The following is a 24,874-nucleotide window of genomic DNA, read 5'->3' on the forward strand; positions in this document are numbered from 1 at the left end:
GGGCGTCGGTGGCCGGGGCGCCCGCACGGCTCCCCGCCGTCCCACCGCCCGCCTTCCCGCCGTCAGTGCCCCGACGTCGCCTTGAGACCGACGACCGCCACCAGCAGCAGACCGATGAAGAAGATCCGGGCCGCGGTCACCGGCTCGCCGAGCAGCGTCATACCGGCCACCGCCGCACCGGCCGCCCCGATGCCGACCCACACGCCGTAGGCGGTACCGATCGGCAGGGTCCGGGCCGCGTACGAGAGCAGCAGCATGCTGGCGACGATGCCCGCGCCGGTGCCCACACTGGGCCACAGCCGGGTGAACCCGTCGGTGAACCGCAGGCCGACCGACCAGCCGACCTCCAGCAGACCGGCGACCAGAAGCAGGATCCATGCCATGACGGCACCTCCGTGAAAAGAGCTTCAACAGGGGTGCGTCGTCTTGTCCTGACCCGGTACGGCGCGTCTCGTCGGGTATGTCCCGACGTTAGCAAAGCGCAGCACGGCGGGCGGTGACCGAGGTCACCGCCCGCCGCCGCCCCGCTTCAGGGGCCCTGCCGGAACTACGGGAGCACAGAGACGGAATCAGAGATACAGCCCGGTCGCGTCCTCCGCGCCCTCCAGGCGCTCCGCGGCCACCGCATGCAGATCGCGCTCGCGCATCAGCACGTACGCCACGCCGCGCACCTCGACCTCGGCCCGGTCCTCCGGGTCGTACAGCACCCGGTCGCCCACCTCGACGGTCCGCACGTTCTGCCCGACCGCGACCACCTCGGCCCAGGCCAGGCGACGGCCGACCGCCGCGGTCGCGGGAATGACGATGCCCCCCGACGAGCGGCGCTCGCCCTCGGGGATGTCCGTCCGGACCAGCACACGGTCGTGCAGCATCCGGATCGGCAGCTTGTCGTGGGTGTCCTTGGTGTTATTCGGGCTCACGGCATGACCGTACCTGCCCGGCGCCGTCCGTCCCGCACCACGGGCGCCGCGGAGGCGCTCCGGTCGGCGTCCGCCGGACGGGGCCTACCGGCGCCGCCGCGTGCGCAGGACCAGCAGGCCGACCACGGCCACCCCGATCATCGCCACCGGAACGACCCGCTCCAGCCGCGGCGTCCCGTTCTCCGACACCAGCTGCGCCCGCACGTCCGACACCGCGCGATTGGCGGCCACATAGGCCCGCCCCGCCGTGCGGTCCACGGCCTCCGCCGCCTTCGCCTTCGCCTCATCCATGATCGTCTTCGGGTGCAGCCGCACACCGATCTCGTCGAGCGTGACGGCGAGCTCCTGCCGCCTGCGGACGATATCCGCCTCGATCTGCGCCGGGGTCCTGGCTTCCGCCACCGCGCTGCCTCCGTCGTCTCGCGCCGATGCGTACGGGGGTCGGGCACGGGGCCCCGTACGGAACCGGCCACATCGCTGACTGCCGATTCGTGATGGACAGTCTGTCAGCTCCCACCCCTGGGTGCCCCACAGCACCCCCGTTTCGCGCCGCCCGGACTCCCGGGCCCGCACCGTCCGGCGGGGCTGGCTAATGTCGGAGCGTACGGATCCATGCCTGAGGAGAGACATGAGCGAGCGACTCCAGCCCGGCGACACCGCCCCCGCCTTCACCCTCCCCGACGCGGACGGCAAGCAGGTCTCGCTCGCCGACCACCGGGGCCGCAAGGTCATCGTGTACTTCTACCCGGCCGCCCTGACCCCCGGCTGCACCAAGCAGGCCTGCGACTTCACCGACAACCTCGACTTCCTCGCCGGCCACGGCTACGACGTCATCGGCGTCTCCCCCGACAAGCCGGAGAAGCTCGCCAAGTTCCGCGACAAGGAGGACCTGAAGGTCACCCTGCTCGGCGACCCGGACAAGACCGTGCTGACGGCCTACGGCGCCTTCGGCGAGAAGAAGCTCTACGGCAAGACCGTCACCGGCGTCATCCGCTCCACCGTCGTCATCGACGAGGACGGCACGGTCGAGCGCGCCCTCTACAACGTCAAGGCCACCGGCCACGTCGCCAAGATCATCAAGGATCTGGGGCTGTAGGCACCACACCCGGCCGGGGCCGGCCGGGGGACGCGGGCCCCGGCCCCGGGCCTCACGGACTCCCTCACGGATCGGTCGGGCACACCCTGCCCGCCCGCTCGGGCAGCTCCAGCACGGCCTCGGCGCCGCCCTCCGCGGCGGCGCCGAAGTCCAGCCGCGCGCCCAGCACTTGAGCCTGCCCGGCCGCGATCGTCAGCCCCAGACCGTGCCCCGTCCCGCGCTCCGGCGCCGCCGTACGGAACCGCCGCGGCCCCTCCGCACACAGCTCCGCCGGATAGCCCGGACCGTGATCGCGCACCACGATCCGCGCACCCGCCACCACCACCTCGATCGGCGGCTTTCCGTGCTTGGCCGCGTTCGCCAGCAGATTCACCAGCACCCGCTCCACCCGGCGCCGGTCGGTCTCCACGATCCGCGGCTCGCCCTCCACGGTCACCGACACCTCGTCGGCCTCGTCGACCCCTCGCTGCCGCGCCGCCCGCTGCACGATCCCGCGCACCAGCGACGGCAGCTCACAGGCGTCCAGATCCGCCCGCTCCACCCCCGCGTCGAGCCGGGAGACCTCCAGCAGATCCTCCACCAGCCGCCGCATCGCCTGCGCCCGGTCCCGCACCAGCTCCACCGCCCGCGGCTGCGGCAGCAGCTCCGCCGCCGCCACCAGACCGGCCACCGGCGTCCGCAGCTCATGCGCCACGTCCGCGGTGAACTCCCGCTCCGCCTCCACCCGCGCCGCCAGCGACATCGCCATGTGGTGCACGCTGCGGCCCAACTCGGCCACCTCGTCACGCCCCTGACTGGCCAGCGCGTCCGCGTCCGGCTCCGCACCCGCCGCGATCCGCCGCGCCGCCGCCGCACTCAGCCGCAGCCGCCGCGACAGCCGCTGCGACACGAACCACGACACCACCGCCATCAGCACGACCGTGCCGCACCCCGAGATCAACAGCGCCCGGTCCAGCGACTGCTGCGACGGATCGTCGTCCGGATACGGCGCCGACACCGACAGCGACCGCAGCGGGCCGCTCCCGTCGCCGTCACCGACCCCGGTCGCCGCCCACACCCGCGGGTCCTCACCGCCGCTGACATACGTCCCCGACTTCTTCTTGAACACCGCCTCACGCAACGGCGACGGCAGCGTCCCGTCGTCCAGCTTCGCGCCCAGCGCCAGCGTGCCGTCCCGCTCGTAGATCTGCAGCGCCGAACTGAGCCGGTCGTCCTGATACGCCCGCGCCGACCGCTCCCGCTCCAGATCCGCTATGTGGTGCACGGAAAACCCGAGCACCACCACGGCCAGAGCCGTCATACAGGAAATGGCCAGGGCGATCCGGCCTCGAATGCCCATCACGCGAGGTTGTACATCTCCGTCGTGTCCCCGAGCGGCGTCGAGCCCTCGTACGTCACCTCCAGGCTGGTGAAGGCCAGCCCGCCGTCGACCCGCTTCGGACCGTAGAGACGGAAGGTCGCCGGGAACCCGGTGTCCGTCTCCGCTCCGGCGGCGGTCTTCTCCACCTGCACCACACCGACCCCCAACGCGTCCTTCGCGCCGTACTTCTTCCAGCTGATCTCGGTCGCCACCATCCCGACATCCGTGCAGGTCAGCGTAATCACCCGCGGCTTGACCTCGGGCGCACCGATGCCGCAGTCACGCACGGTCGGCAGACCGTCCGAGGGCTTGCCGTCCTCCTTCACGTCCTGCACCGCCGCCGACGTCTTCGGCGCGGCATCCACCGCCGACGCCCGGTCCGAGGTCTGGCCGAGCCACACCCCGCCGGCCGCCAGCGCCGTCACCACGGCAAAGGCCACCAGCGCCGTACGCCCCCGACCCCACCGGGGCCCTCCGCGGTCCGTCATCACGATCTCCTCCCGAGGACCAGGCCCCGTACCCCCACCAGCAAACACGAATGCCGCGCCCGGCGCTGCCACTCTTCCGTCCCCTGGACACAAGCTGATTGCCCGAACACGGCGGTGACCGCGCGGCTGTGTACCAGTCCTGTAACAAGCCCTGTGAAACCCCTGGCGTGCCCCCGTGACGGCACTTCCGACCTCACACCGCGGTGCCCCGTACGGCGCAGCCGCGCGTGACGTACCTCGCTTCGTCCCGCCAGAGTGGTTTGATCCGCGCGCGATTGTGCAGGCGCACCTGTCGTATCCCGCGCGCGCCCGCGCGCTGACAGACCGAGAGGACCGCCTCGTGCCGACCGGCAGCACTGACGCCGCTCCCGACCAGGACCGGGAAGCGCGCAAGCGCCACCGGGTGCTCTTCCGTGCCGTCGCCCGGCGCAAGAACCCCAGACTGCGGCGCACCGACATCACCGTCACCGACGAACGCGTCGTCCGGCGCGCCGTGAAGGCGGCCGCGCTCGGCAACGCCATGGAGTGGTTCGACTTCGGGATCTACAGCTATCTCGCGGTCACCATCGGCAAGGTGTTCTTCCCCGGCGGCAGCGACACCACCAGCCTGCTGTCGTCCTTCGCGACCTTCGCCGTGGCCTTCCTCGTACGCCCCCTCGGCGGCGCCTACTTCGGCCCCCTCGGCGACCGCATCGGCCGCAAGAAGGTCCTCGCCCTCACCATGATCATGATGGCGCTGGGCACCCTGTGCATCGGGCTGATCCCGTCCTACGCCGCCATCGGCTTCTGGTCCCCCGCCCTGCTCATCCTCTTCCGCCTGGTCCAGGGCTTCTCCACCGGCGGTGAGTACGGCGGCGCCTCCACCTTCATCGCCGAATACGCCCCCGACAAGAAGCGCGGCTACTTCGGCAGCTTCCTGGAGATGGGCACCCTCATCGGCTACACCGGCGCCGCCGGCATCGTGCTGCTGCTCAACACCACCCTCGGCGACGACGCCATGCTCAACTGGGGCTGGCGCCTGCCCTTCCTGATCGCCGGCCCGCTCGGCCTGGTGGGTCTCTACCTCCGGGTCAAGCTCGACGAGACCCCGGCCTTCCAGAAGTTCGAGGCCGCGCACACCCACAGCGCCACCGGCTCCGCCGTCGAGGCCGAGGCCGAGTTCTCCCACCTCTCCGAGAACGCCCCGAAGAAGAAGATCAGCGAGATCTTCGCCCAGCAGTGGCCCACCCTCATCCTCTGCATCGCCCTGGTCGGTGCCTACAACATCGCCGACTACATGCTGCTGTCGTACATGCCGACCTACCTGACGGACACCCTCCACTACGAGGAGACCCACGGCCTGCTGATCCTCCTGGGCACCATGGTCGCCCTGATGTGCGTCCTCAGCACCGTCGGCAAGCTCAACGACCGCTACGGCCGCAAGCCCCTGCTGATGGCCGGCATGGCCGGCTTCTTCGTCCTGGCGATCCCGTCCTTCCTCCTGGTCAAGCAGGGCAGCATCCCCGCCGTCTGCGGCGGCATGGCCCTCCTCGGCCTCTCCCTGGTCTGCCTCCTGGGCACCATGTCCGCCGCCCTCCCCGCCCTCTTCCCCACCAACGTCCGCTACGGCTCCCTCTCCATCGGCTACAACCTGGCCGTCTCCCTCTTCGGCGGTACCACCCCCCTGGTGATCACCGCCCTGATGGACGCCTTCGGCCAGAACGTCATGGTGCCCGCCTACTACACGATGGGCGCCGCCCTCGTCGGCGTCATCGCCGTCGCCTGCATGAAGGAAACCGCCCAGCAGCCCCTCGAAGGCTCCCCACCCTCCGTGGCCACCAAGGAGGAAGCCGTCGAACTCATCACGTCCCAGACGGCGGAGCCGCGCTTCTGATCTGCGGGCCGTTGGACGAGCAGGGCCTCGGGGATTCCTTCCCCGAGGCCCTTTGCTCTTGCTCCATAACCCGCCGTAACCGCCCCCGCGTTCGATCGTTGTTCAGTTCGAGAGAGCGCACGGGGTGGGCCTGGTGCGCGGGACGGGGAAGCATGCCGGTCAAGTACACCCGCGAGCGGCTCGCGGAGGCAGCGCGGGCATCGTTGTCGTACGACGAAGCCGTGCGACGGCTCGGCGGCACACCAACACCGGGCAGCAGACGGTACCTACGCGCCAAGCTCCTCGAAGCAGGCATCGACACCACCCACTTCACGCCCGCCGGCGTACGCCACACCGAGGCGAGACTCCGCGAACTGGTGGCCTGCTCGCACAGCGTCGCCGAGGTCGTGCGCCGTCTTGGCATCAATCCGGTCGGCGGCAATCAGGCACACATCGGCCGCCGCATCGCCGAACTGCGCATCGACATCTCCCATTTCACGCCCATGCCTCGACGGAATTTCAACGCCGCCGGACGCCATGGTCTGATTCTGGGGTCGCCGTCCGACGGGCGCGTCGGGAGGCGGCGCCTTCGTCGGGAATTACTGCGGCTGGCAGTGCCAGAACGGTGCGCGATGTGCCACGTGGGCACAGAATGGCACGGCAAGCCGTTACACCTTGAAGTCGACCATCTCAACGGCAATTGGTGGGACAATCGTCCGGACAACTTACGTTTCCTGTGCCCCAACTGCCATGCGGTGACAGATACTTACCGTGGCCGCAAGCCTCGGCGGAAGTGACGTATCGGCCATGACCCAGCGCATCTCATACACCAGCGAGTTGCTCGCCCATACGGCAGCCGCCTCAACCAGTCTGGTCGACATGCTGCGCAGACTCGGCACTCCTGTGGGTAGCGGTCCTCACCGGTATCTACGCGACCGGCTGAAGCACTACGGCATCGACACCGCGCACTTCGTCGACGAACCGCTTCCACGTCGTCAGCACCGTTCATACACAGAAGCCCTGCTGAGAGAGGCCGCCGCTCAGTCCCACAGCATCCGGCAAATGTTGGACTACATGGAGGTTCCGCCGTACGACAGCGCATACACCCACCTCCGCAGGAAGCTGGATCAATTCGGCATCGACACATCGCATTTCACAGGCCGCAGAAACGGCTCTCTCCTGCTCCCGCGCGACGAACTGGCAGAGGCCGTAGCAGCCTCGCGGAGCATTGCAGATGTCCTCAGGCGTCTCGCGCAGGCCGACAACGGAACATCCCGGAGAGTCGTGAAACGGAGCATCGAGGCGTACGGCCTCTCGACAGCGCACTTCACCGGCCAGGGACACGGGCGTGGCCATCCCTCCCCGAACCGCAAATCGGCGGACGATATCTTGCGGCGACTCGATCCAGGATCGCGGCGGGAAAGGACCGTGATGCTGCGCCGCGCACTCGACGAGCTGGGCGTACCCCGTCAGTGCGCCGTGTGCGGACTAGGGGACACCTGGCAGGGCAGGCGGCTCGTCCTGGAGATCGACCACATCAACGGTGACCGTCTGGACAATCGCCTGGAGAACCTGCGCTACCTGTGCCCCTCCTGTCATAGCCAGACCAGGACGTTCTCCCGGGGATCGCTGCATATGACCATCCCCTCACAGCCGCGCAGTCCTGCACAGTAGAGTGGGCGCCGCGGGCCCGTACCCCAGCTGGCCAGAGGGCGCCGGTTTAGGTCCGGTGTGTCGTGGGTTCGAGTCCCACCGGGCCCATTTGCGCATACGGCCTCCCCTGTCCATGGACGGGGGAGGCCGTTCTGCTGCGTGGGCCTCAGCCCAACAACTCCCGCACCACCGGTGCCAGTGCCCGGAAGGCCTTGCCGCGGTGGCTGATGGCGTTCTTCTCGTCGGGGGTCAGTTCGGCGCAGGTGCGGGTGTCGCCGAGGGGCTGGAGGATCGGGTCGTAGCCGAAGCCGCCGGTGCCGGTGGGGGTGTGGCGCAGGGTGCCGTCGAGGGTGCCCTCGACGACGCGCTGGGTGCCGTCGGGGAGGGCCAGGGCCGCGGCGCAGGCGAAGTGGGCGGTGCGGTGGTCGTCGGCGATGTCGGCGAGCTGGGCGAGGAGCAGATCGAGGTTGGCGCGGTCGTCGCCGTGCCGGCCGGCCCAGCGGGCGGAGAAGATGCCGGGGGCGCCGCCGAGGACGTCGACGCAGAGGCCGGAGTCGTCGGCGACGGCCGGGTGACCGGTGGCCTGGGCGAGGGCATGGGCCTTGAGCAGGGCGTTCTCGGCGAAGGTGACGCCGGTTTCCTTGACGTCCGGGACGTCGGGGTAGGCGTCGGCGCCGACGAGTTCGACGCGGAGCTCGGCCGCGTCGAGGATGGCGCGGAGCTCGTTGATCTTGCCGGCGTTGCGGGTGGCGAGGATCAGGCGCTGGGGTGCGGGCTCAGGGCCGGTGTGAGGCTGCATGGGCAGTGATTATCCCGGTGTGCAGATCCCGGCCATGTGCCCGGCCCCGTCGGTGACCGGCCGGGTATCGGGGGCCTGGTGGCGGTCGAGGGCCCGGCGGGCGTCCGGTGTCCTTGTTCACACGGCCTCCGAGGTCAGGAGCGCGAACCGGCCGGGCCGCCAGGCCTCAGGCCGTCAGGCCTCACGCCGTCAGGCCTCACGCCGTCAGGCCTCAGGCTGCCAGGCCTCACGCCGTCACGCCGTCAGACGAGGCCGGTCTGGGTGAGCAGCATCGCGAGGACGAGGACGAGGGTCCAGCCGAGGAGGTGCTCCAGGAGCGGGGAGTCTCCCTGGGGCCCGCCGGTGCGGGCGCGGGGCGCGGTCGCGGCAGTTGTGGGCATGGGTCCACAGTGCCCGCGCCGGGGCGACTTTCCCAGAGAGGGAGCTCCCGTGAGAAAAGGGTCACAGGGGAAGCGGGTCGCAGGGGGCGGGTGCGGGCCCTCCCCTCCCCCCTGCGGCCGTGCTTCAGAGCGTGCGGGCCAGCGCTTCCCGCTGGGTGGCGTCGAGCGTGGCGCAGCCGGCGACGGCGAGGTCGAGGAGGGCGTTGAGCTCGTCGCGGGCGAAGGGCTCGGCCTCGGCGGTGCCCTGGACCTCGACGAAGCGGCCGTCGCCGGTGCAGACGACGTTCATGTCGGTTTCGGCGCGGACGTCCTCTTCGTAGCAGAGGTCGAGGAGCGGGGTGCCGTCGACGATGCCGACGCTGACGGCGGAGACGGTGCCGGTGAGGGGCTTGCGGCCGTGGCGGATGAGCTTTTTGCCCTGGGCCCAGGTGATGGCGTCGGCGAGGGCGACATAGGCCCCGGTGATGGCGGCGGTGCGGGTGCCGCCGTCGGCCTGGAGGACGTCGCAGTCCAGGACGATGGTGTTCTCGCCGAGGGCCTTGTAGTCGATGACGGCGCGCAGCGAGCGGCCGATGAGGCGGCTGATCTCGTGGGTGCGGCCGCCGATCTTGCCGCGTACGGATTCGCGGTCGCCGCGGGTGTTGGTGGAGCGGGGCAGCATCGAGTATTCGGCGGTGACCCAGCCTTCGCCGGTGCCCTTGCGCCAGCGGGGGACGCCTTCGGTGACGGATGCGGTGCAGAAGACTTTGGTGTCGCCGAAGGAGATGAGGACGGAGCCTTCGGCGTGCTTGCTCCAGCCGCGTTCGATGGTGACCGGGCGGAGTTGTTCGGGGGTGCGGCCGTCGATGCGAGACATGGCGTAGACCCTATCGGCAACGCGAGGGCCCCACTCCGGGCGGTGGATCCGTCCGGTGCGGGGCCTTCGGGGGAGGCGCGCTGAGCGGGGCTCAGGTCCTCACATCAGGTCTTCGATCTCGGCGGCGATGGGGTCGGCGTCGGTGCCGATGACGACCTGGATCGCGGTGCCCATCTTGACGACGCCGTGGGCGCCCGCGGCCTTGAGGGCGGCCTCGTCGACGAGGGAGGGGTCGACGACCTCGGTGCGGAGGCGGGTGATGCAGCCCTCGACCTCTTCGATGTTGTCGAGTCCGCCGAGCCCGGCGACGATCTTCTCAGCCTTGCTGGCCATGTCCACTCCTGCTTGTCTCGGCCGCCGACGGTTCCGCCGGGCGGTTTCACACCGTAACGCACGTTCGGCCCAACTATGTGGGCGTTTGTCCGCTGTGTAACGAAGGATGGCGATCACCGGAGTGCGCACCGGACAGCCCGGACGGACCTGCCGGAACGCACCCACAAGTGGTCTACACCACCAGTATGCGGCAAGCACCAGGGCGGTTGTCGACGGGCCGACTGCCGGGAGGACACCGATGAGTTCGAACGCAGCGGCGGCGGCACCGAAGAGGAACTGGGGAGCGCACCTCTTCCAGGGGCTGCAGAAGATGGGGCGCAGTCTGCAGTTGCCGATTGCCGTACTGCCCGCTGCGGGCATTCTCAACCGTCTCGGACAGCCGGATGTGTTCGGCGCGGACGGGCTGGGCTGGGACGCGGTCGGCAAGGTCTTCGCGGCCGCGGGCGGCGCCCTGCTGGATTCGGGGCTCGGGCTGCCGCTGCTGTTCTGCATCGGTGTGGCCATCGGTATGGCCAAGAAGTCGGACGGGTCGACGGCACTCGCGGCGGTGGCCGGATTCCTCGTCTACTTCTCGGTGCTGCACGCGTTCCCGGCGGGCTGCTCCGCGGGCCAGACGTACTCCCAGGCGGGCCTGTGGAGCGGGGTGTGCGTCGACAAGACCAATACGGTGACGCAGGCCGCCTACCAGAACCCCGGGGTGTTCGGCGGCATCGTCATGGGGTTTCTGTCCGCCTGGCTCTGGCAGCGCTTCCACCGGGTGAAGCTGGTGGACTGGCTGGGGTTCTTCAACGGCCGCCGGCTGGTCCCGATCATCATGGCCTTCGTCGGGCTGGTCTTCGCGGTCCTGTGTCTGTTCGTCTGGCAGCCGATCGGTGCGGCGCTGACGAGCTTCAGCGAGTGGCTGTCGGCGCTGGGGTCGTGGGGCGCGGGGCTCTTCGGCGTCGCGAACCGTGCGCTGCTGGTGGTCGGCCTGCACCAGTTCCTGAACACCTTCGTCTGGTTCCAGTTCGGCAGCTTCACGAAGCCGGACGGCACGGTCGTGCACGGCGATATCAACCGGTTCCTGGCGGGTGACCCGACGGCGGGGCAGTTCACCACGGGGTTCTTCCCGATCATGATGTTCGCGCTGCCGGCCGCGGCGCTGGCGATCGCGCACTGCGCCAAGCCGCACCGCCGCAAGGAGATCGCCGGCATGATGCTGTCGGTCGGCCTGACCTCGTTCGTGACGGGCGTGACCGAGCCGATCGAGTACTCGTTCCTGTTCGTCGCGCCGGTGCTGTACGTGATCCATGCCGTGCTGACGGGTGTGTCGATGGCGGTGAGCTGGGGTCTGGGCGTGCACGACAGCTTCAGCTTCTCGGCGGGCCTGATCGACTACGTCATCAACTGGGGGCTGGCGACCAAGCCCTGGCTGATCATTCCCATCGGCCTGTGTTTCGCGCTGGTCTATTACGCCCTCTTCCGCTTCGTGATCACGAAGTTCAATCTGTCGACGCCCGGCCGGGAGCCGGATGAGGTGGGGGACGCGATGGAGCGGGAGAACGTGAAGTAGGGGCCGGCCGGGGTCACCCGGGGAGGCGAGCGAAGAGCACGTAAGGGCCAGGAACCCCATCCGGTCGTCAACTTTCCTGGAAGCGGCGGGAGTTGCGCGGGTGCGCCCCCGGCTGCCCGGCCCGTCCCGACGTACCGAACGGCCCGAACGAGCCCGAACGGCCCGGAGCCGGTACCGCTGCCCCGTCCCGTCCTGGTGCGTCACAGTGCGGCGGACGCCGCTGCCGTCACCCGCAGCCCGCCGACACCCCGGCCGTTACCGGTATTGCGGGCGCTTCACGGGGATTCCGTTGCGGCGAACCACCGTGTAAGAATGGTCTAAACCACTGACCGGTATAGACCAGGAGACCAGTGGCCCCCCACCGAGTCCCCGCCTCACCAGGAGGAATCCGATGAGTTCGGCCACCGCGACAGCGGCCCCCGAGAAGAAAGGCCGCGGCGCCGGCGCCATGGCAGTGGCCCAACGCATCGGCCGCAGCCTGATGCTACCGATCGCCACCCTGCCCGCGGCCGCGCTGATGGTGCGGCTCGGCCAGCCGGACATGCTCGGCCGGGATGCGTTCCCCGCGTTCCTGAACAAGATCGCCGAGTTCATGGCCGCCGGTGGCGGCGCCCTGCTCGACAACATGCCGATGCTCTTCGCCGTGGGCATCGCGATCGGCTTCGCGAAGAAGTCCGACGGCTCCACCGCCCTGGCCGCGGTCGTCGGCTACCTGGTCTTCAGCAAGGTCCTCGGCACCTTCCCGGACAGCAACCTCCCCACCGTCCAGAAGATCGTCGACGGCAAGATAACCGATGCCGCCCCGCCGGTGGACGCGGGAGTGCTGGGCGGCGTCGTGATGGGCATCGTGGTCGCGCTGCTCTACCAGCGCTACAGCCGCAAGAAGCTTCCCGACTGGCTCGGCTTCTTCGGCGGCCGCCGCCTCGTGCCGATCCTCGCCGCCTTTGCCGGCCTGATCATCGGCATCGTCTTCGGCTACATCTGGCCCGTGCTCGGCGCCGGTCTGCACAGCTTCGGCGCCTGGCTCGTCGGCTCGGGCGCGGTGGGCGCCGGTATCTTCGGTGTCGCCAACCGTGCCCTGATCCCGGTCGGCATGCACCACCTGCTGAACTCCTTCCCGTGGTTCCAGGCCGGTGACTACCACGGCAAGCACGGCGATATCGCCCGCTTCCTGGCCCATGACCCCTCGGCCGGACAGTTCATGACCGGCTTCTTCCCGATCATGATGTTCGCGCTGCCGGCCGCCTGCCTGGCGATCGTGCACTGCGCCCGGCCGGAGCGCCGCAAGGTCGTCGGCGGCATGATGCTCTCCATCGCGCTGACCGCCTTCGTCACCGGCGTCACCGAGCCGATCGAGTTCACCTTCATGTTCATCGCCCCGGTGCTGTACGCCATCCACGCGGTGCTCACCGGTGTTTCGATGGCGCTGACCTGGGCCCTGGGGATGAAGGACGGATTCGGCTTCTCGGCCGGCGCGATCGACTTCCTGCTGAACCTCGGTATCGCCACCAAGCCGTGGCTGCTCGCCCTGACGGGGCTGGTCTTCGCGGCGCTGTACTACGCGGTGTTCCGGTTCGCGATCATCAAGTTCAATCTCCCGACCCCCGGACGCGAGTCCGAGGAGGAGATCGCCGCGGAGGACAAGGCCCAGTACAAGGGCTGACCCCGGCAGTTCCACAGCGCAACGGTGAGGGCCCCCGGAGACCGTACGGTTTCCGGGGGCCCTCGCCGCGCTTCGTGGAATTCCCTGCGCTTCGTGTTGCCTGGTCGTCGAATTCCCGGCGTCGTGAAATGCGGCGACATCGTGAAATGCCCGGCGTCGTGGAATTCCCGCGAGGGGCCCCGCCCGCTTCAGATCTCGTAGATCGCGCCGGCCTTGGCGACCTCGACCGGCCCGTCGTAGACCTTCTGGGCGTCGCGGATGCTGATGTCCGGGTCGGTCCACGGCGGGATGTGGGTCAGCACCAGCCGCCCCGCGCCGGCCCGCCGGGCGGCCTCGCCGGCCTCCCGCCCGTTGAGGTGCAGATCCGGGATGTCTTCCTTGCCGTAGGTGAAGGACGCCTCGCACAGGAAGAAGTCGGTGCCCGCGGCGAGGATCTCCAGCGCGTCGCAGGGTCCGGTGTCCCCGGAGTACGTCAGCGACCTGCCGCCGTGTTCGACCCGGACGCCGAAGGCCTCCACGGGGTGGCTGACCCGCTCCGTACGGATCGTGAACGGCCCGATGGTGAAGGTGCCCGGAGACAGGGTGCGGAAGTCGAAGACCTCGCTCATCGCGCCGTCGTACGGCAGATCGGCGTGCGCCACGGTCAGCCGGCGCTCGGTTCCGGCCGGGCCGTAGACCGGCATCGGCGCGCACCGTCCGCCGTCCGGACGGTAGTAGCGCACGACGAAATAGCCGCACAGGTCGATGCAGTGGTCGGCATGCAGGTGCGACAGGAGTACGGCATCCAGGTCATAGAGGCCGGTGTGGCGCTGCAGCTCACCCAGGGCGCCGTTGCCCATGTCGAGGAGCAGCCTGAAGCCGTCGGCCTCCAGGAGGTAGCTCGAACAGGCCGATTCCATCGAAGGGAACGACCCCGAGCATCCGACGACAGTGAGCTTCATACGGGCGTGAACCTCCGTGGGCGGGGGCGGCGGTCAGGCGCCTCCCTTCGCTCTCGCGCGGTGGAGAGCTTGAGGAAGGATCCATGCGGGGCTTCCCGGCGGGCCCTGCCGGGTTTTGCCGGGTCCTTGGCAGTCTGTGCGGTGCCCACGAGCGTAAGGCGCAATGGGGGCTGTGGCTCCTCCAGCGGGGCGAGCTGTGGGCGGAATCACCAGTCCGGGCTGACGCCCCGTACGCCCGTACGCAGTGGCCGCTGTCACTGCCCCGTCCACCGTCCGCCGTCCCCCGGCTACCGGCCACCGCGGGTGCCCGGGATCACCGGGGCACCTGGGGGCTCGCACGCGTTCCGGCACGCCCGGGATGTCGCCCGTCACCCGGCGTGCCGCGTCCCCGCTCCGCGGGCCTGTCCGACCCTGACCCGTCGGACAGGCCCAGGGGCCTCGTCGGACACGCCCAGGGGCCCTACGCCCAGAGCTGCCCGTGGAGCGTTTCGATCGCCGCTTCGGTGGACTCGGCGGTGTACACGCCCGTGGAGAGGTACTTCCAGCCGCCGTCGGCGACGACGAAGACGATGTCGGCGCTCTCCCCCGCCTTGACGGCCTTCTTGGCGACGCCGATCGCGGCATGCAGTGCCGCGCCGGTGGAGACGCCCGCGAAAATGCCTTCCTCGGCGAGGAGTTCGCGGGTGCGGCGGACCGCGTCCTCGGAGCCGACCGAGAAGCGGGTGGTGAGCACGGACTCGTCGTAGAGCTCGGGGATGAAGCCCTCGTCGAGGTTGCGCAGACCGTAGACCACGTCGTCATAGCGCGGCTCGGCGGCGACGATCTGGACGCCCGGGACGTGCTCGCGCAGGTACCGGCCGACGCCCATCAGGGTGCCGGTGGTGCCCAGACCGGCCACGAAATGGGTGACGGAGGGGAGGTCGGCGAGGATCTCGGGGCCGGTGGTGGCGTAGTGCGCACCGGCGTTGTCGGGGTTGCCGTACTGGTAGAGCATCACCCAGTCGGGGTGCTCGGTGGCCAGCTCCTTGGCGACCCGTACGGCCGTGTTGGAGCCGCCCGCCGCGGGCGAGGAGATGATCTCCGCGCCCCACATGGCGAGCAGCTCCCGCCGCTCGGACGAGGTGTTCTCCGGCATCACGCACACGATGCGGTAGCCCTTGAGCTTGGCCGCCATGGCGAGCGAGATGCCGGTGTTGCCGCTGGTGGGCTCCAGGATGGTGCAGCCGGGGGTGAGCCGGCCGTCCTTCTCGGCCTGCTCGACCATGTGCAGCGCGGGCCGGTCCTTGATCGAACCCGTGGGGTTGCGGTCCTCCAGCTTCGCCCAGATACGGACGTCGTCGGAGGGCGAGAGGCGCGGAAGGCGGACGAGAGGGGTGTTCCCGACCGCCGCCAGCGGGGAGTCGTACCGCACGTCAGACCAGCCCAACCCGTCGCCCGACCGCCACCCCGGCCGGACGCGGCTGCGCCGCGGCAGATCCACCCGCCACCGCCGGGAGGATCGTCACGTTGTCGCCGTCGGCGAGCTTGGTGGAGATGCCTTCCAGGAAGCGGACGTCTTCGTCGTTGAGGTAGACGTTCACGAAGCGACGCAGCTGCTCGCCCTCGACGAGGCGCTCACGGATGCCGGTGTGCCGGCTCTCCAGGTCGCTGAAGAGGTCGGCGAGGGTCTCTCCGCTGCCCTCGACGGCCTTCTGGCCGTCGGTGTAGGTGCGCAGGATGGTCGGGATTCGGACCTCGATGGCCATGGAGTGCTCCAGTCGGAGTGCGGGGTGGGGGCTGTGCTCCCGGGTGCACGGCGTACGGCGTGCCGGGAGGGCGTCGGGTGACGCGGGAAGTGCGGGGTGCCGAGACGCGCGCCGCGCCCGGGGCAGGCCGGGTCAGGCGGCGGCGCAGCGCGGACAGATCGCGCTGGAAAGGCGGCACAGATCGACGTGCAGCCGTGCGGCTCCGCAGCCGAACGCGCCCAGCAGAGCAGATGCGGAGCGACGCGTGGCGAGCGGAGCGAGCAGCAGCATGCCCGGCCTCTTTTCGCTCACGTCAGGGTCAACCATGCGGTCATCGTATCGATTCCCGGTCCGGGTATTGGAACCTCGTCCCATGATGCGGACGATTGGTGTACGCCAGGTGGGACGCGCTCAGGCGTACGCCGCCACGACCTCGACCTCTTCCTCGGTCACCGTGCCGTCGACGATACGGAACGACCGGAACTGGAACGGCCCGGCATCGTCGGTGTCAGCGGTGGATACCAGGACATAGTGGGCAGCCGGCTCGTTGGCGTAGGAGATGTCGGTGCGCGAGGGGTAGGCCTCGGTGGCGGTGTGCGAGTGGTAGATGATCACCGGCTCCTCGTCCCGGTCGTCCATCTCCCGGTAGAGCTTGAGCAGGTCGGCGGAGTCGAATTCGTAGAACGTGGGCGAGCGGGCGGCGTTCAGCATCGGGATGAACCGCTCGGGGCGGCCGCTGCCGGCCGGGCCCGCGACCACGCCGCAGGCCTCGTCGGGGTGGTCCTGCCGGGAGTGCTCGACGATCTGGTCGTACAGGGCCTTGGTGAGGGTCAGCATGGCGCCAAGGATAAGAGGAGCCCGCGGAGCCCTCGGCCGAGGGTGGCGGCGGGCGACGGACAGGCAGCGGGCCCGTACGTACCGAAGACTGGTACGTACGGGCCCGCATGCTGGACCGACGGGGGTTTACCCGTTCCTTCCGGGGTGCTGCCTCAGCTCTTGGCGTCCTCGCCGGGGGCCTCCTGGGCCGCCGTGCCGGCCGCCAGGCCGGCGTCCCGCCGCTTGATGCAGAGGTAGCCGACGCCCAGGATCAGCGCCCAGAGGGGAGCCGCGTAGAGCGAGATCCGGGCGTCCGGGTCGGCGCCCATCATCACGATCACCATGGCGATGAAGGCCAGCGCGAAGATCGAGGTGTACGGGCTGCCGGGGGCCTTGAACTCGGACTCCGGCAGCTCACCGCGGTTCGCCTTGGCGCGGTAGCGCAGCTGCGAGGCCAGGATGACGATCCACGCCCACATACCGGAGATGGTGGCGAAGGAGACGACGTAGTTGAACGCGTCACCGGGCCACTGGTAGTTGATGTAGACGCCGAACAGCATCATCGCGACCGAGACGCCGGTGCCCCAGGTGGGCAGGCCGTTCTTGCTGAGCTTGGTGAAGAACTTCGGGCCCTGGCCGTTGAGCGCGAGGTCGCGCAGCATGCGGCCGGTGGAGTACATACCGGAGTTGGCCGAGGAGAGCGCGGCGGTCAGCACGACGAAGTTGACGATGCCGGCACCGGCCGGCAGGCCGATCTGCTGGAAGGCGGCCACGAAGGGGCTGACGCCCGGCTTGAAGACCGTCCAGCTGACGACGGACAGGATGATGATCAGCGCACCGATGTAGAAGAGGCCGATCCGCCACGGCACGGTGTTGATCGCCTTGGGCAGGACCTTCTTCGGGTCGGTCGCCTCGCCCGCGGTGACACCGACGAGCTCGACGGCGAGGAAGGCGAACATCACGATCTGCAGCGTCATCAGCGTGCCGCCGATGCCCTTGGGGAAGAAGCCGCCGTGGGACCACAGGTTGGTGAAGGACGCGGTGTCACCGGCGTTGGAGAAGCCGAGGGTGATCACGCCGAGGCCGATCAGGATCATGCCGACGATCGCGGTGACCTTGACCATCGAGAACCAGAATTCCAGCTCACCGAAGATCTTCACGGAGATCAGGTTGATACCGAAGAGCGCGACGGTGAAGACCAGCGCTGCGGCCCATTGCGGTATGCCCTTGTTCCAGTACTGCACGTACGTGGCCGCGGCGGTCACTTCGGTGATACCGGTGACGACCCAGAACAGCCAGTACGTCCAGCCGGTCACGAAGCCGACGAAGGGGCCGAGGAATTCCCGCGCGTACTCCGAGAAGGAGCCGGAGACGGGCCGGTACATGAGCAGTTCGCCCAGGGCCCGCATGATGAAGAAGATGACCAGACCGACGATGGCGTAGGCGAGGATGATGCTCGGCCCGGCCATCGAGATCGCTTTACCGGCCCCGAGGAAGAGACCCGTGCCGATGGCGCCGCCGATGGCGATCATCTGGATCTGACGGTTTCCCAGTCCCCGCTGATAGCCCTCTTCGGGGGCCTGATCAGCTGCCTCGTTGCCGTCGTGCTGCTTGTCGACCTGCACAGAGGTCATGTGTGGTGCGCCTTTCTCCATACCGACCCGGTCTGTCCGGATCGGGTCCCGATCCCCCCGGATGGAGTCCTGCACGCCGACGGTCGGCCGGCCGAGCGCTCCCGCAGCGACAGGGGTGGCGTCACTCACGGCAGGTCGTGAACATCTAACACGACGCCCAGAAGATCGCCTAGGGATGGCGTGAACCGCACCACGAGGAAAAGGGGACAAACCCAGCAAGTGACCGCAACTCGCCGGGTGGTGGTGATGCGATCGTTATGCGGATTTGAGCATCCGCTGAGCGAACAGTGCGTGAACTACCGGGGAGATATGCCCGGATTTCACCCCATCAGTGACTCGACCAGAGTCTCCTGGAGGCCGCCGAGCCAGAGGTAGGCCATCACCATCGGCTTGCGAGGATCACTGTCCGGCAGCCGCAGCAGCTCGCCGCCGTCCTCCTCATCGGTCACTTCAAGCCGCGTCCCGATGGCCAGCCTGAGGTCGTTGAGGGCCCCCAGCCACTGCCGGCACTCCTCGGGCTTCAGCCGCAGCTCGGCGCTGCCGCCGCCGGTCGGTGCCAGCGTGTCCAGCGCGCGGATCAGCGCGAGGGCGTCCTCGCGCTTGCGGGAGCGCAGGTCGTTCTCGGTGTAGCGGCGGAATTCGGCGGAGGCGGCGCGGACGTCGTCGTCGGGGACGAGGTCGGGGCCGCCGTAGGCGTCGGGGAAGAGCCGGGCCAGGACCGGGTCGGCGGGCGGTTCGCTGGGTCCGTCGTTGAAGATCGACGCCAGCAGGTCGTCACCCTCGCGCTCCCCGGTCTCCTCGCCCGGGCCGATCAGCTCCATCAGCTGGACGGCGAGGCTTCGCAGGATGGAGATCTCGACCTCGTCGAGGGGGACCGATGCACCGCCGTCGGGCAGCGGCTCGAAGTGCCCGGTCATCGGCGGTCCTGCTGAAGGGTCGCCCACAGGCCGTAGCCGTGCATGGCCTGCACGTCGCGCTCCATTTCCTCGCGGCTGCCGCTGGAGACCACCGCGCGCCCCTTGTGATGGACGTCGAGCATCAACTGGTGTGCCTTGTCCTTGGAGTAGCCGAAGTACGTCTGGAAGACGTAGGAGACATAGCTCATGAGGTTGACGGGGTCGTTGTGGACGATCGTGACCCACGGGAGGTCGGGCTCGGGGACCTCGAAGGGAGCCTCGCTCGACTCGGGACGCTCGGTCTCGACCGGGACACTGAGGGTGCAGTGGTGCGGCCGGAGCGTGTTCGTGGGTGACGGGTGGGCGCTCACAGGCCCCATGCTGCCACCCGGGGACCTGCGACGCACAAATGCCCCTCGCGCGGGCCGCGTCGGCGGCCCGCGGTCGCCCGCCGACAGGGGTCCCGGGAGGCCCGCACCCCACTATCGTCAAAGTGACGAGTATTGGGGGTAGCATCATCTCCATGAACACAGCAGACCTGGGGCTGCCGGTGGCCGTGCCGTCGACTGCGCTCTTCACCGACCAGTACGAACTCACCATGCTGCAGGCCGCGTTGCGGTCCGGCACCGCGGACCGGCGCTCGGTCTTCGAGGTCTTCACCCGCCGGCTGCCCGAGGGCCGCCGGTACGGCGTGGTGGGCGGCACCGGCCGGGTGCTGGACGCGGTGGAGAACTTCCGCTTCGACGAAACGATCCTCGGCTTTCTGCGCGAGCGCGGCATCCTCGACGAGCCGACCCTCGACCGGCTGGCCGGCTTCCGCTTCCGCGGCGACATCTGGGGCTACCCGGAGGGCGAGGTCTACTTCCCCGGCTCCCCCGTCATGCGGGTCGAGGGCACCTTCGCCGAGGCGGTGCTGCTGGAGACGGTGATCCTCTCGATCCTCAACCACGATTCGGCGGTGGCCGCGGCCGCCTCCCGGATGGCGGTGGCGGCCGGCGACCGCCCGCTGATGGAGATGGGCGCCCGCCGTACCCACGAGCTGGCGGCGGTGGCCGCGGCCCGGGCCGCCTACGTCGGCGGCTTCCACACCACCTCCGACCTGGCCGCCGGCTTCCGGTACAACATCCCCACCGTCGGCACCAGCGCCCACGCCTTCACCCTGCTGCACGACACCGAGCGGGACGCCTTCACCGCCCAGGTCGACACCCTCGGCAGCGGCACGACCCTGCTCGTGGACACCTTCGACGTCGCCGAGGCGGTGCGCACCGCCGTGCAGGTGGCCGGGCCCGGCCTCGGTGCCGTACGGATCGACTCCGGCGATCTGCTGCTGATCGCCCACCGGGTGCGCCAGCAGCTGGACGAGCTGGGCGCCACCAAGACCAAGATCGTGGTCACCAGCGATCTGGACGAGTACGCCATCGCCTCGCTGGCCGCCGCCCCGGTGGACGCCTACGGCGTCGGCACCCAGCTGGTGACCGGCAGCGGGCACCCGACCTGCTCGATGGTCTACAAGCTGGTCGCCCGCGCCGACAGCGACGAGCCGGGGGCCCCGCTGCGGCCGGTGGCGAAGAAGTCGATGGGCGCCAAGAGCTCGCTCGGCGGCCGCAAGTGGGCGGCGCGCCGGCTGGACGCGGAGGGTGTCGCCGAGGCCGAGGTCATCGGCACCGGGCCGGTCCCGGCGGAGCTGGCGGAACGGCAGCTGCTGGTGCCGCTGGTGAGCGGCGGCACCGTGGTGGCCCGCGAGCCGCTGGACGCCGCCCGCGACCGGCACATCGCCGCCCGCGACCAGCTGCCGCTGTCGGCGACCCAGCTCTCCCGGGGCGAGGCCGTACTGCCCACCGAATACGTCTGACCGCGGGCGTCCGGGCCGCCCGCGACGGAGCGCCGGCGGCCGCGGTGCGCCGGGGCGGCGGCCCGGCTCCGCCCCACTCCCGCAATCCCCCGCCAGTGGCTACCCTCGGTCACACCACCACACCACACTCCGGGCCGGTCCCCCGATTCCCAGCCGGAAGGCACGCACCATGCACCGGGCATTGATCGTCGTTGATGTGCAGAACGACTTCTGTGAGGGCGGCAGCCTCGCGGTGGCGGGGGGTGCGGATGTCGCGGCGGCCATCACCGATCTGGTGGGCCAGGCGGCCGGCGGCTGCTACCGCTACGTCGTGGCCACCCGTGATCACCACATCGACCCGGGCGACCACTTCTCCGACCACCCGGACTACGAGCGCTCCTGGCCGGTGCACTGTGTGGCCGGCACGGAGGGCAGCGGCTTCCACCCCAATTTCGCCCCGGCGCTCGCCTCGGGCGCGATCGACGCGGTCTTCGACAAGGGCACCCACTCCGGGGCGTACAGCGGCTTCGAGGGCCGGGACGAGAACGGCACCCCGCTCGCGGACTGGCTGCACCGGCACGACGTGACCGAGGTCGACGTGGTCGGCCTCGCCACCGACCACTGCGTACGCGCCACCGCCCTGGACGCGGTCCGCGCCGGGCTGCGCACCCACGTCCTGCTGGATCTGACGGCCGGCGTGGCCGCGCACACCACCGAGCGGGCGCTGGCGGAGCTGCGCGCGGCGGGCGCCGAGCTGACCGGGAAGCCGGTGGTCCTCGGCGGCTGACACCCACCGGGGCGGTGCCCCGGCGGGTGTCGCAGCGGGTGTCACGGCGGCCCTCCGCGGGCGCCCTCCGGGCCGCGCGCCCTACCCCGCGGCCCGGTAGTCGGCGGCGGGCGCCGGGGGGATCTGTGGTCGCATCAGCGCCCGTATCGGGTGCCACGACTCGGTGTCGTCCTCCGGGGTCTCGCGCCAGACCACCCCGTCGGGGTGGTGCAGGACGGCCGTGATCTCGTCGGGCGTGGGCGGCTCGGTGTTGCCGCGCAGGTAGACCCTGCGCAGCCCGAGGTTGCGCAGCCTGGTCAGGGCGCGCTGGCGATTCACCGCATGGACCAGCACCCGGACCCGGCACCCGCAGTCGTACGGGCCGGGCCGCGGGCCGTGCGCCGGCCTGGGCAGTGAGAGGGCGACCACCACGCTCCCTCCAGGGAGCCTGATGTAACCGCCACCGGACTTGGTCATTTCTCCCCCGTGAGACTTCGCGTCAACAAGGAACTGTAGAACGCATCTAAACGCTAATCGGCCGCCGCCCGCTAGGGGGCAACGGCCGAATAGCGTCTGACCTGCTATTTTACCTTTTACTTACCTGCCGGACCCACCTGAATCGTCACCGTGGAGCCGTCCCGGGCCTCCTTGAGGATCTTGATCCGGGTGTTGGTGTCAGGAACGATCACGCCACCGGTCGGGTTGGTCTTGTCGTAGTAGACCCCGTGCCGGTCGTCGAAGAGCGTGACGCCCTTCTTCGACGCGATCTTGACCGGCGTGCCGTCCCGGTGGAGGGTCAGCGCGTCGGTCGGGAACCGCGTGAAGGTCGAGTCGTAGCTCTGGAAGCGGTTGCGCATCAGCTTGCCGTCGGCCCAGTGCTCGGCCTTGGGGTGCGCGTCGACCGGCAGGATCTGCCCGTAGCCGGGGTGCTGGCCGACGTTGTTGTCCGGCTGCGAGGTGTCCCACAGCCAGATCAGCACACCGTTCTGGTACGGGAAGTGCTCCACCCAGTCCGGCTTGGCCGTGGTCCAGCCGAAGTTGTACGGGCCGACCTTGAGGGTCTTGTCGTACGACACGTACTGGCGGTTCTCGGCGATGTAGTACTGCGGGTAGTCCTTGGTGAAGGACGCACCGATCCGCGAGAAGCCCTTGCTGGTCCAGCCGTTGTCGCCGCTCTCGGCGTTGTCGCTGAACAGCGGCTTGCCGTCCGCGGTCACGCTGACGACGTCGGCCGCGAAGCCCTTGCCGTTGGTGCCGCCGTCGGTCTGGTAGCGGAAGCGCAGGTCGATCTTCTTGCCCGCGTAGGCGTCCAGCGGGTAGGCCAGGTCCTGGTAGGCGGCCACGGTGCCGGTCAGCGCGGGCTTGTCGCTGCCGTCGCGCGAAAGGGGCTTGCCGTTGGCGGTGCCGTCCAGCGCGGTCCAGTTGTTGCCGCCGTCGGTCGAGACCTCGGCGTAGAGGTAGTCGTAGTCCTTCTCGATGTCCCACCAGCCCTTGAGGCCCAGGGACGCCTTGGACTTGCCGGTGAGGTCCACCTGCCGGGTCAGGGTGTTCTTCAGGTCGTCGCCCCTGCCGCTCCACCACTGGTGGGAGCCCTCGGCGGGCTGCACGACGTCGGTCTTGACCTGCTTGGCGGGCAGCGTGACGACCACGGCCTGCTTGTTCTTGGTGTTGTACTCCGCGACGCCCAGCTTGTAGGAGGACTTGGACGCGGCCTTCGCCTTGCCGTAGTTGAGCCAGCCCAGCTGCAGCTTGTCCCAGGCGCTCATGTCGCCGGGCAGGTTGCCGATGCTGTCCTTGCCGGTGCCGAGCCAGGAGCCGCCCGACATCAGCGACCAGAAGTCCACGGAGGATTCGCCGGTGCCGGAGGTGTCGTACTCGTCCGGCAGGCCCAGGTCGTGACCGTACTCATGGGCGAAGACGCCGAGTCCGCCGTTCTCCGGCTGCATGGTGTAGTCGCCGACCCAGATCCCGGTGTCGCCGATCTGGGTGCCGCCCGCCTTGTTGGCACCCGGGCCGGTCTTGCCCGCGTCGGTGCCGTAGGCGTACCAGCGGTGTGCCCAGAGAGCGTCGGCCTTCTGGACGCCGCCGCCGGCGGACTCGTCCTCGCCGGCGTGCACGATCTGGAAGTGGTCGATGTAGCCGTCGGGCTCGTTGAAGTTGCCGTCGCCGTCGTGGTCGTAGCGGTCCCACTGGTCGTACTTGGCGAGGTCGGCCTTGATCTGGGCGTCGGTACGACCCTTGGCCTTCTGGTCCTTGGCCCACTGGTTGACGCCGTCGCGGATCAGGTCCCAGACGTTGTTGCAGTTGTGCTGGCCGCAGTAGTTGGAGCCGTAACGGGCCTCGTTCGAGTCGACCTTGACCCAGTCGGAGACCTCGCCGTTGACCGAGTAGCGGCCCGAGGACTGCTTCTCGTAGTACTTCGCCAGCGACTGCTTCTTCTTGTCGTGGGAGAAGTACAGGTCCTGGAAGTGCTTCTGGTTGAAGTCCTTCTGCCAGGCCGTGCTGTTGTCCTTGGCACGGTCCGGCTGGGCTATCTGGTTGTGCGCCGGGCCGGGGGCACCGCCGTACTTCTTCACCGGCGGCTGGGGGCCGTCGCCGTCCGGGTCGTACATCGTGGTGTTGTCGACCTTGTCGCCGAAGTCCACCAGGATCGTGAAGATCTTGTCGGTCTTCTTCCGGGCCAGCTCGACGTACTTGCTCTTGCCGAGCTTGACGACCGCGGAACCGCCCCGCTCGGTCGGCTTGGCGTCACCGGCGAGGACCTGCTGGAGGGCTTCCTTGCGCTCGGCCGCCTGCCGGTCGCTGAACGGGCCCTTGAGGTCGTGGGCCACGGTCCGCTCAGGGGCCGGGTCATGGCGCCTGGCGACGGGCGACGGACCCTGCGGGTCGGCCGAAGCCACCCCCGAAGACAAAGCGGCCGCCCCGATCGCAGCAATTGCCGTGGCCAGGGCGGCCGATCTGAACACCGTTCTCTGCTGTCTCACTTGGCGCTGTCCTCCCCTTAGACCGGTCACTGTTCGAGGGCATTCGACCGGAAGTACGGGGAAAAAGACAGATCTTGACTTGAGCACGACAGCGAAGTACGTTACTCGGTCCGCCAGTTGCGGCTATCGAACAGCGGACGGCGCCGCGGTGGCGGAGGTCACCTCACGCCACCACCGGGGCAGGGACCGGGCGTATATGCCCGCTGGGCATGCGCCCCCGCCGCCAGCTGGCATGACTCCACGCCCCCCGCGCGCCGCAGGCCGTTCCGTGCGCCCCTGTGCTTCGGAACCGTGGGTTAGGTCACGCTTACTTGGCGTTCCGCCCGGGCA

The 24,874-nt window shown here is 69.5% G+C and carries 27 protein-coding genes, 1 tRNA gene and 1 riboswitch; of the genes, 9 read left to right on the forward strand and 19 right to left on the reverse strand.

Annotated features, from left to right (window positions below):
- Window positions 1–62: 62 nt before the first annotated feature.
- The 3 genes from EST54_RS05500 to EST54_RS05510 all read right to left on the reverse strand — a co-directional run bounded on the left by EST54_RS05500 (window position 63) and on the right by EST54_RS05510 (window position 1,322).
- A complete protein-coding gene (locus EST54_RS05500) occupies window positions 63–383 on the reverse strand; it encodes a DMT family transporter (RefSeq protein ID WP_129245616.1) in 321 nt (106 codons plus the stop codon).
- Between the two features lie 32 nt (window positions 384–415).
- A riboswitch (guanidine-III (ykkC-III) riboswitch) is annotated at window positions 416–475 on the reverse strand.
- Between the two features lie 94 nt (window positions 476–569).
- Complete coding sequence (locus EST54_RS05505) at window positions 570–872, reverse strand: GroES family chaperonin (protein ID WP_048828920.1); 303 nt, start codon at window positions 870–872, stop codon at window positions 570–572.
- A 132-nt stretch (window positions 873–1,004) separates the two neighbouring features.
- Window positions 1,005–1,322: a DUF3618 domain-containing protein gene (locus EST54_RS05510; RefSeq protein ID WP_129245618.1), complete on the reverse strand. Its 318-nt coding sequence runs from the start codon at window positions 1,320–1,322 to the stop codon at window positions 1,005–1,007.
- 226 nt (window positions 1,323–1,548) lie between these two features.
- Here EST54_RS05510 and bcp point away from each other — a divergent pair, with 226 nt between their 5' ends.
- Window positions 1,549–2,016, forward strand: a complete 468-nt coding sequence (gene bcp, locus EST54_RS05515) for a thioredoxin-dependent thiol peroxidase (protein WP_129245620.1) — start codon at window positions 1,549–1,551, stop codon at window positions 2,014–2,016.
- Between the two features lie 64 nt (window positions 2,017–2,080).
- On the opposite strand, the gene EST54_RS05520 is transcribed toward bcp, so the two are convergent.
- Both EST54_RS05520 and EST54_RS05525 read right to left on the reverse strand, forming a co-directional pair.
- Window positions 2,081–3,355: a sensor histidine kinase gene (locus EST54_RS05520; protein ID WP_129245622.1), complete on the reverse strand. Its 1,275-nt coding sequence runs from the start codon at window positions 3,353–3,355 to the stop codon at window positions 2,081–2,083.
- On the reverse strand, window positions 3,355–3,864 hold the full coding sequence (locus EST54_RS05525) for a hypothetical protein (RefSeq protein WP_129245624.1): 510 nt from the start codon (window positions 3,862–3,864) through the stop codon (window positions 3,355–3,357). Before EST54_RS05525 ends, EST54_RS05520 begins: the two co-directional genes overlap by 1 nt.
- A gap of 340 nt (window positions 3,865–4,204) precedes the next feature.
- Here EST54_RS05525 and EST54_RS05530 point away from each other — a divergent pair, with 340 nt between their 5' ends.
- The 4 genes from EST54_RS05530 to EST54_RS05545 all read left to right on the forward strand — a co-directional run bounded on the left by EST54_RS05530 (window position 4,205) and on the right by EST54_RS05545 (window position 7,477).
- Window positions 4,205–5,737, forward strand: coding sequence for an MFS transporter (locus EST54_RS05530; RefSeq protein WP_129245626.1), 1,533 nt, complete (start codon window positions 4,205–4,207; stop codon window positions 5,735–5,737).
- A gap of 152 nt (window positions 5,738–5,889) precedes the next feature.
- Window positions 5,890–6,513, forward strand: coding sequence for an HNH endonuclease (locus EST54_RS34005; RefSeq protein WP_154074008.1), 624 nt, complete (start codon window positions 5,890–5,892; stop codon window positions 6,511–6,513).
- 10 nt (window positions 6,514–6,523) lie between these two features.
- A complete protein-coding gene (locus EST54_RS05540) occupies window positions 6,524–7,390 on the forward strand; it encodes an HNH endonuclease signature motif containing protein (protein WP_129245630.1) in 867 nt (288 codons plus the stop codon).
- Window positions 7,391–7,402: 12 nt separating this feature from the next.
- Window positions 7,403–7,477 (forward strand) — tRNA-Leu (locus tag EST54_RS05545).
- Window positions 7,478–7,535: 58 nt separating this feature from the next.
- On the opposite strand, the gene rdgB is transcribed toward EST54_RS05545, so the two are convergent.
- The 4 genes from rdgB to EST54_RS35820 form a co-directional block, all read right to left on the reverse strand.
- Window positions 7,536–8,168 (reverse strand): RdgB/HAM1 family non-canonical purine NTP pyrophosphatase, encoded by a 633-nt coding sequence (gene rdgB, locus EST54_RS05550; protein WP_129245633.1) that lies wholly within the window; start codon window positions 8,166–8,168, stop codon window positions 7,536–7,538.
- Between the two features lie 242 nt (window positions 8,169–8,410).
- Window positions 8,411–8,548 (reverse strand): SCO1431 family membrane protein, encoded by a 138-nt coding sequence (locus tag EST54_RS05555; RefSeq protein WP_107452761.1) that lies wholly within the window; start codon window positions 8,546–8,548, stop codon window positions 8,411–8,413.
- 124 nt (window positions 8,549–8,672) lie between these two features.
- A complete protein-coding gene (rph, locus tag EST54_RS05560; protein ID WP_129245634.1) occupies window positions 8,673–9,404 on the reverse strand; it encodes a ribonuclease PH in 732 nt (243 codons plus the stop codon).
- Window positions 9,405–9,503: 99 nt separating this feature from the next.
- Window positions 9,504–9,935 (reverse strand): PTS glucose/sucrose transporter subunit IIB, encoded by a 432-nt coding sequence (locus EST54_RS35820; RefSeq protein ID WP_275543261.1) that lies wholly within the window; start codon window positions 9,933–9,935, stop codon window positions 9,504–9,506.
- Window positions 9,936–9,975: 40 nt separating this feature from the next.
- Here EST54_RS35820 and EST54_RS05570 point away from each other — a divergent pair, with 40 nt between their 5' ends.
- Together EST54_RS05570 and EST54_RS05575 are read left to right on the forward strand one after the other, a co-directional pair.
- Window positions 9,976–11,289 (forward strand): PTS transporter subunit EIIC, encoded by a 1,314-nt coding sequence (locus tag EST54_RS05570; RefSeq protein ID WP_129245636.1) that lies wholly within the window; start codon window positions 9,976–9,978, stop codon window positions 11,287–11,289.
- 391 nt (window positions 11,290–11,680) lie between these two features.
- Window positions 11,681–12,952 carry a PTS transporter subunit EIIC gene (locus EST54_RS05575; RefSeq protein WP_129245638.1) on the forward strand — a complete coding sequence of 424 codons (1,272 nt, stop codon included), beginning with the start codon at window positions 11,681–11,683 and terminating at the stop codon, window positions 12,950–12,952.
- Window positions 12,953–13,140: 188 nt separating this feature from the next.
- On the opposite strand, the gene EST54_RS05580 is transcribed toward EST54_RS05575, so the two are convergent.
- The 8 genes from EST54_RS05580 to clpS all read right to left on the reverse strand — a co-directional run bounded on the left by EST54_RS05580 (window position 13,141) and on the right by clpS (window position 19,334).
- Window positions 13,141–13,893 (reverse strand): MBL fold metallo-hydrolase, encoded by a 753-nt coding sequence (locus tag EST54_RS05580; protein ID WP_093483429.1) that lies wholly within the window; start codon window positions 13,891–13,893, stop codon window positions 13,141–13,143.
- A 460-nt stretch (window positions 13,894–14,353) separates the two neighbouring features.
- Complete coding sequence (locus EST54_RS05585) at window positions 14,354–15,304, reverse strand: PLP-dependent cysteine synthase family protein (protein WP_129245640.1); 951 nt, start codon at window positions 15,302–15,304, stop codon at window positions 14,354–14,356.
- 1 nt (window position 15,305) lies between these two features.
- Window positions 15,306–15,638 (reverse strand): MoaD/ThiS family protein, encoded by a 333-nt coding sequence (locus EST54_RS05590; protein ID WP_129245642.1) that lies wholly within the window; start codon window positions 15,636–15,638, stop codon window positions 15,306–15,308.
- A gap of 132 nt (window positions 15,639–15,770) precedes the next feature.
- Entirely contained in the window at window positions 15,771–15,944 is a 174-nt protein-coding gene (locus tag EST54_RS05595; RefSeq protein ID WP_329150806.1) for a putative leader peptide, read from the reverse strand.
- 84 nt (window positions 15,945–16,028) lie between these two features.
- Window positions 16,029–16,454, reverse strand: coding sequence for a Mov34/MPN/PAD-1 family protein (locus tag EST54_RS05600; protein WP_129245644.1), 426 nt, complete (start codon window positions 16,452–16,454; stop codon window positions 16,029–16,031).
- A gap of 152 nt (window positions 16,455–16,606) precedes the next feature.
- Window positions 16,607–18,067 (reverse strand): amino acid permease, encoded by a 1,461-nt coding sequence (locus tag EST54_RS05605; RefSeq protein WP_129245646.1) that lies wholly within the window; start codon window positions 18,065–18,067, stop codon window positions 16,607–16,609.
- A gap of 320 nt (window positions 18,068–18,387) precedes the next feature.
- A complete protein-coding gene (locus EST54_RS05610; protein ID WP_129245648.1) occupies window positions 18,388–18,984 on the reverse strand; it encodes a DUF2017 domain-containing protein in 597 nt (198 codons plus the stop codon).
- On the reverse strand, window positions 18,981–19,334 hold the full coding sequence (gene clpS / locus EST54_RS05615; RefSeq protein ID WP_129245651.1) for an ATP-dependent Clp protease adapter ClpS: 354 nt from the start codon (window positions 19,332–19,334) through the stop codon (window positions 18,981–18,983). Before clpS ends, EST54_RS05610 begins: the two co-directional genes overlap by 4 nt.
- Before the next feature lie 152 nt (window positions 19,335–19,486).
- Between clpS and EST54_RS05620 the strand changes: the two genes are divergently transcribed.
- Both EST54_RS05620 and EST54_RS05625 read left to right on the forward strand, forming a co-directional pair.
- Entirely contained in the window at window positions 19,487–20,815 is a 1,329-nt protein-coding gene (locus EST54_RS05620) for a nicotinate phosphoribosyltransferase (protein WP_129245653.1), read from the forward strand.
- 169 nt (window positions 20,816–20,984) lie between these two features.
- Window positions 20,985–21,581: an isochorismatase family protein gene (locus tag EST54_RS05625; RefSeq protein ID WP_129245655.1), complete on the forward strand. Its 597-nt coding sequence runs from the start codon at window positions 20,985–20,987 to the stop codon at window positions 21,579–21,581.
- Between the two features lie 81 nt (window positions 21,582–21,662).
- On the opposite strand, the gene EST54_RS05630 is transcribed toward EST54_RS05625, so the two are convergent.
- A complete protein-coding gene (locus tag EST54_RS05630) occupies window positions 21,663–22,037 on the reverse strand; it encodes a hypothetical protein (protein ID WP_129245656.1) in 375 nt (124 codons plus the stop codon).
- Between the two features lie 116 nt (window positions 22,038–22,153).
- The gene (locus EST54_RS05635) at window positions 22,154–24,544 is read right to left on the reverse strand and encodes an immune inhibitor A domain-containing protein (RefSeq protein ID WP_129245658.1); all 2,391 of its coding nucleotides are present in this window, start codon (window positions 24,542–24,544) and stop codon (window positions 22,154–22,156) included.
- Window positions 24,545–24,874: the final 330 nt, after the last annotated feature.

The organism is Streptomyces sioyaensis (genome assembly GCF_004122735.1).
Taxonomy (GTDB): Bacteria; Actinomycetota; Actinomycetes; order Streptomycetales; family Streptomycetaceae; genus Streptomyces; species Streptomyces sioyaensis.

Coding starts and splice junctions, on each gene's coding strand:
- EST54_RS05500 (WP_129245616.1), bottom strand. CDS start 383: ATGGCATGGATCCTGCTTCTGGTCGCCGGTCTGCTGGAGGTCGGCTGG.
- EST54_RS05505 (WP_048828920.1), bottom strand. CDS start 872: ATGCTGCACGACCGTGTGCTGGTCCGGACGGACATCCCCGAGGGCGAG.
- bcp (WP_129245620.1), top strand. CDS start 1,549: ATGAGCGAGCGACTCCAGCCCGGCGACACCGCCCCCGCCTTCACCCTC.
- EST54_RS05520 (WP_129245622.1), bottom strand. CDS start 3,355: ATGGGCATTCGAGGCCGGATCGCCCTGGCCATTTCCTGTATGACGGCT.
- EST54_RS05525 (WP_129245624.1), bottom strand. CDS start 3,864: ATGACGGACCGCGGAGGGCCCCGGTGGGGTCGGGGGCGTACGGCGCTG.
- EST54_RS34005 (WP_154074008.1), top strand. CDS start 5,890: ATGCCGGTCAAGTACACCCGCGAGCGGCTCGCGGAGGCAGCGCGGGCA.
- EST54_RS05540 (WP_129245630.1), top strand. CDS start 6,524: ATGACCCAGCGCATCTCATACACCAGCGAGTTGCTCGCCCATACGGCA.
- rdgB (WP_129245633.1), bottom strand. CDS start 8,168: ATGCAGCCTCACACCGGCCCTGAGCCCGCACCCCAGCGCCTGATCCTC.
- EST54_RS05555 (WP_107452761.1), bottom strand. CDS start 8,548: ATGCCCACAACTGCCGCGACCGCGCCCCGCGCCCGCACCGGCGGGCCC.
- rph (WP_129245634.1), bottom strand. CDS start 9,404: ATGTCTCGCATCGACGGCCGCACCCCCGAACAACTCCGCCCGGTCACC.
- EST54_RS05570 (WP_129245636.1), top strand. CDS start 9,976: ATGAGTTCGAACGCAGCGGCGGCGGCACCGAAGAGGAACTGGGGAGCG.
- EST54_RS05575 (WP_129245638.1), top strand. CDS start 11,681: ATGAGTTCGGCCACCGCGACAGCGGCCCCCGAGAAGAAAGGCCGCGGC.
- EST54_RS05580 (WP_093483429.1), bottom strand. CDS start 13,893: ATGAAGCTCACTGTCGTCGGATGCTCGGGGTCGTTCCCTTCGATGGAA.
- EST54_RS05590 (WP_129245642.1), bottom strand. CDS start 15,638: ATGGCCATCGAGGTCCGAATCCCGACCATCCTGCGCACCTACACCGAC.
- EST54_RS05595 (WP_329150806.1), bottom strand. CDS start 15,944: ATGGTTGACCCTGACGTGAGCGAAAAGAGGCCGGGCATGCTGCTGCTC.
- EST54_RS05600 (WP_129245644.1), bottom strand. CDS start 16,454: ATGCTGACCCTCACCAAGGCCCTGTACGACCAGATCGTCGAGCACTCC.
- EST54_RS05605 (WP_129245646.1), bottom strand. CDS start 18,067: ATGACCTCTGTGCAGGTCGACAAGCAGCACGACGGCAACGAGGCAGCT.
- EST54_RS05610 (WP_129245648.1), bottom strand. CDS start 18,984: ATGACCGGGCACTTCGAGCCGCTGCCCGACGGCGGTGCATCGGTCCCC.
- EST54_RS05620 (WP_129245653.1), top strand. CDS start 19,487: ATGAACACAGCAGACCTGGGGCTGCCGGTGGCCGTGCCGTCGACTGCG.
- EST54_RS05625 (WP_129245655.1), top strand. CDS start 20,985: ATGCACCGGGCATTGATCGTCGTTGATGTGCAGAACGACTTCTGTGAG.
- EST54_RS05630 (WP_129245656.1), bottom strand. CDS start 22,037: ATGACCAAGTCCGGTGGCGGTTACATCAGGCTCCCTGGAGGGAGCGTG.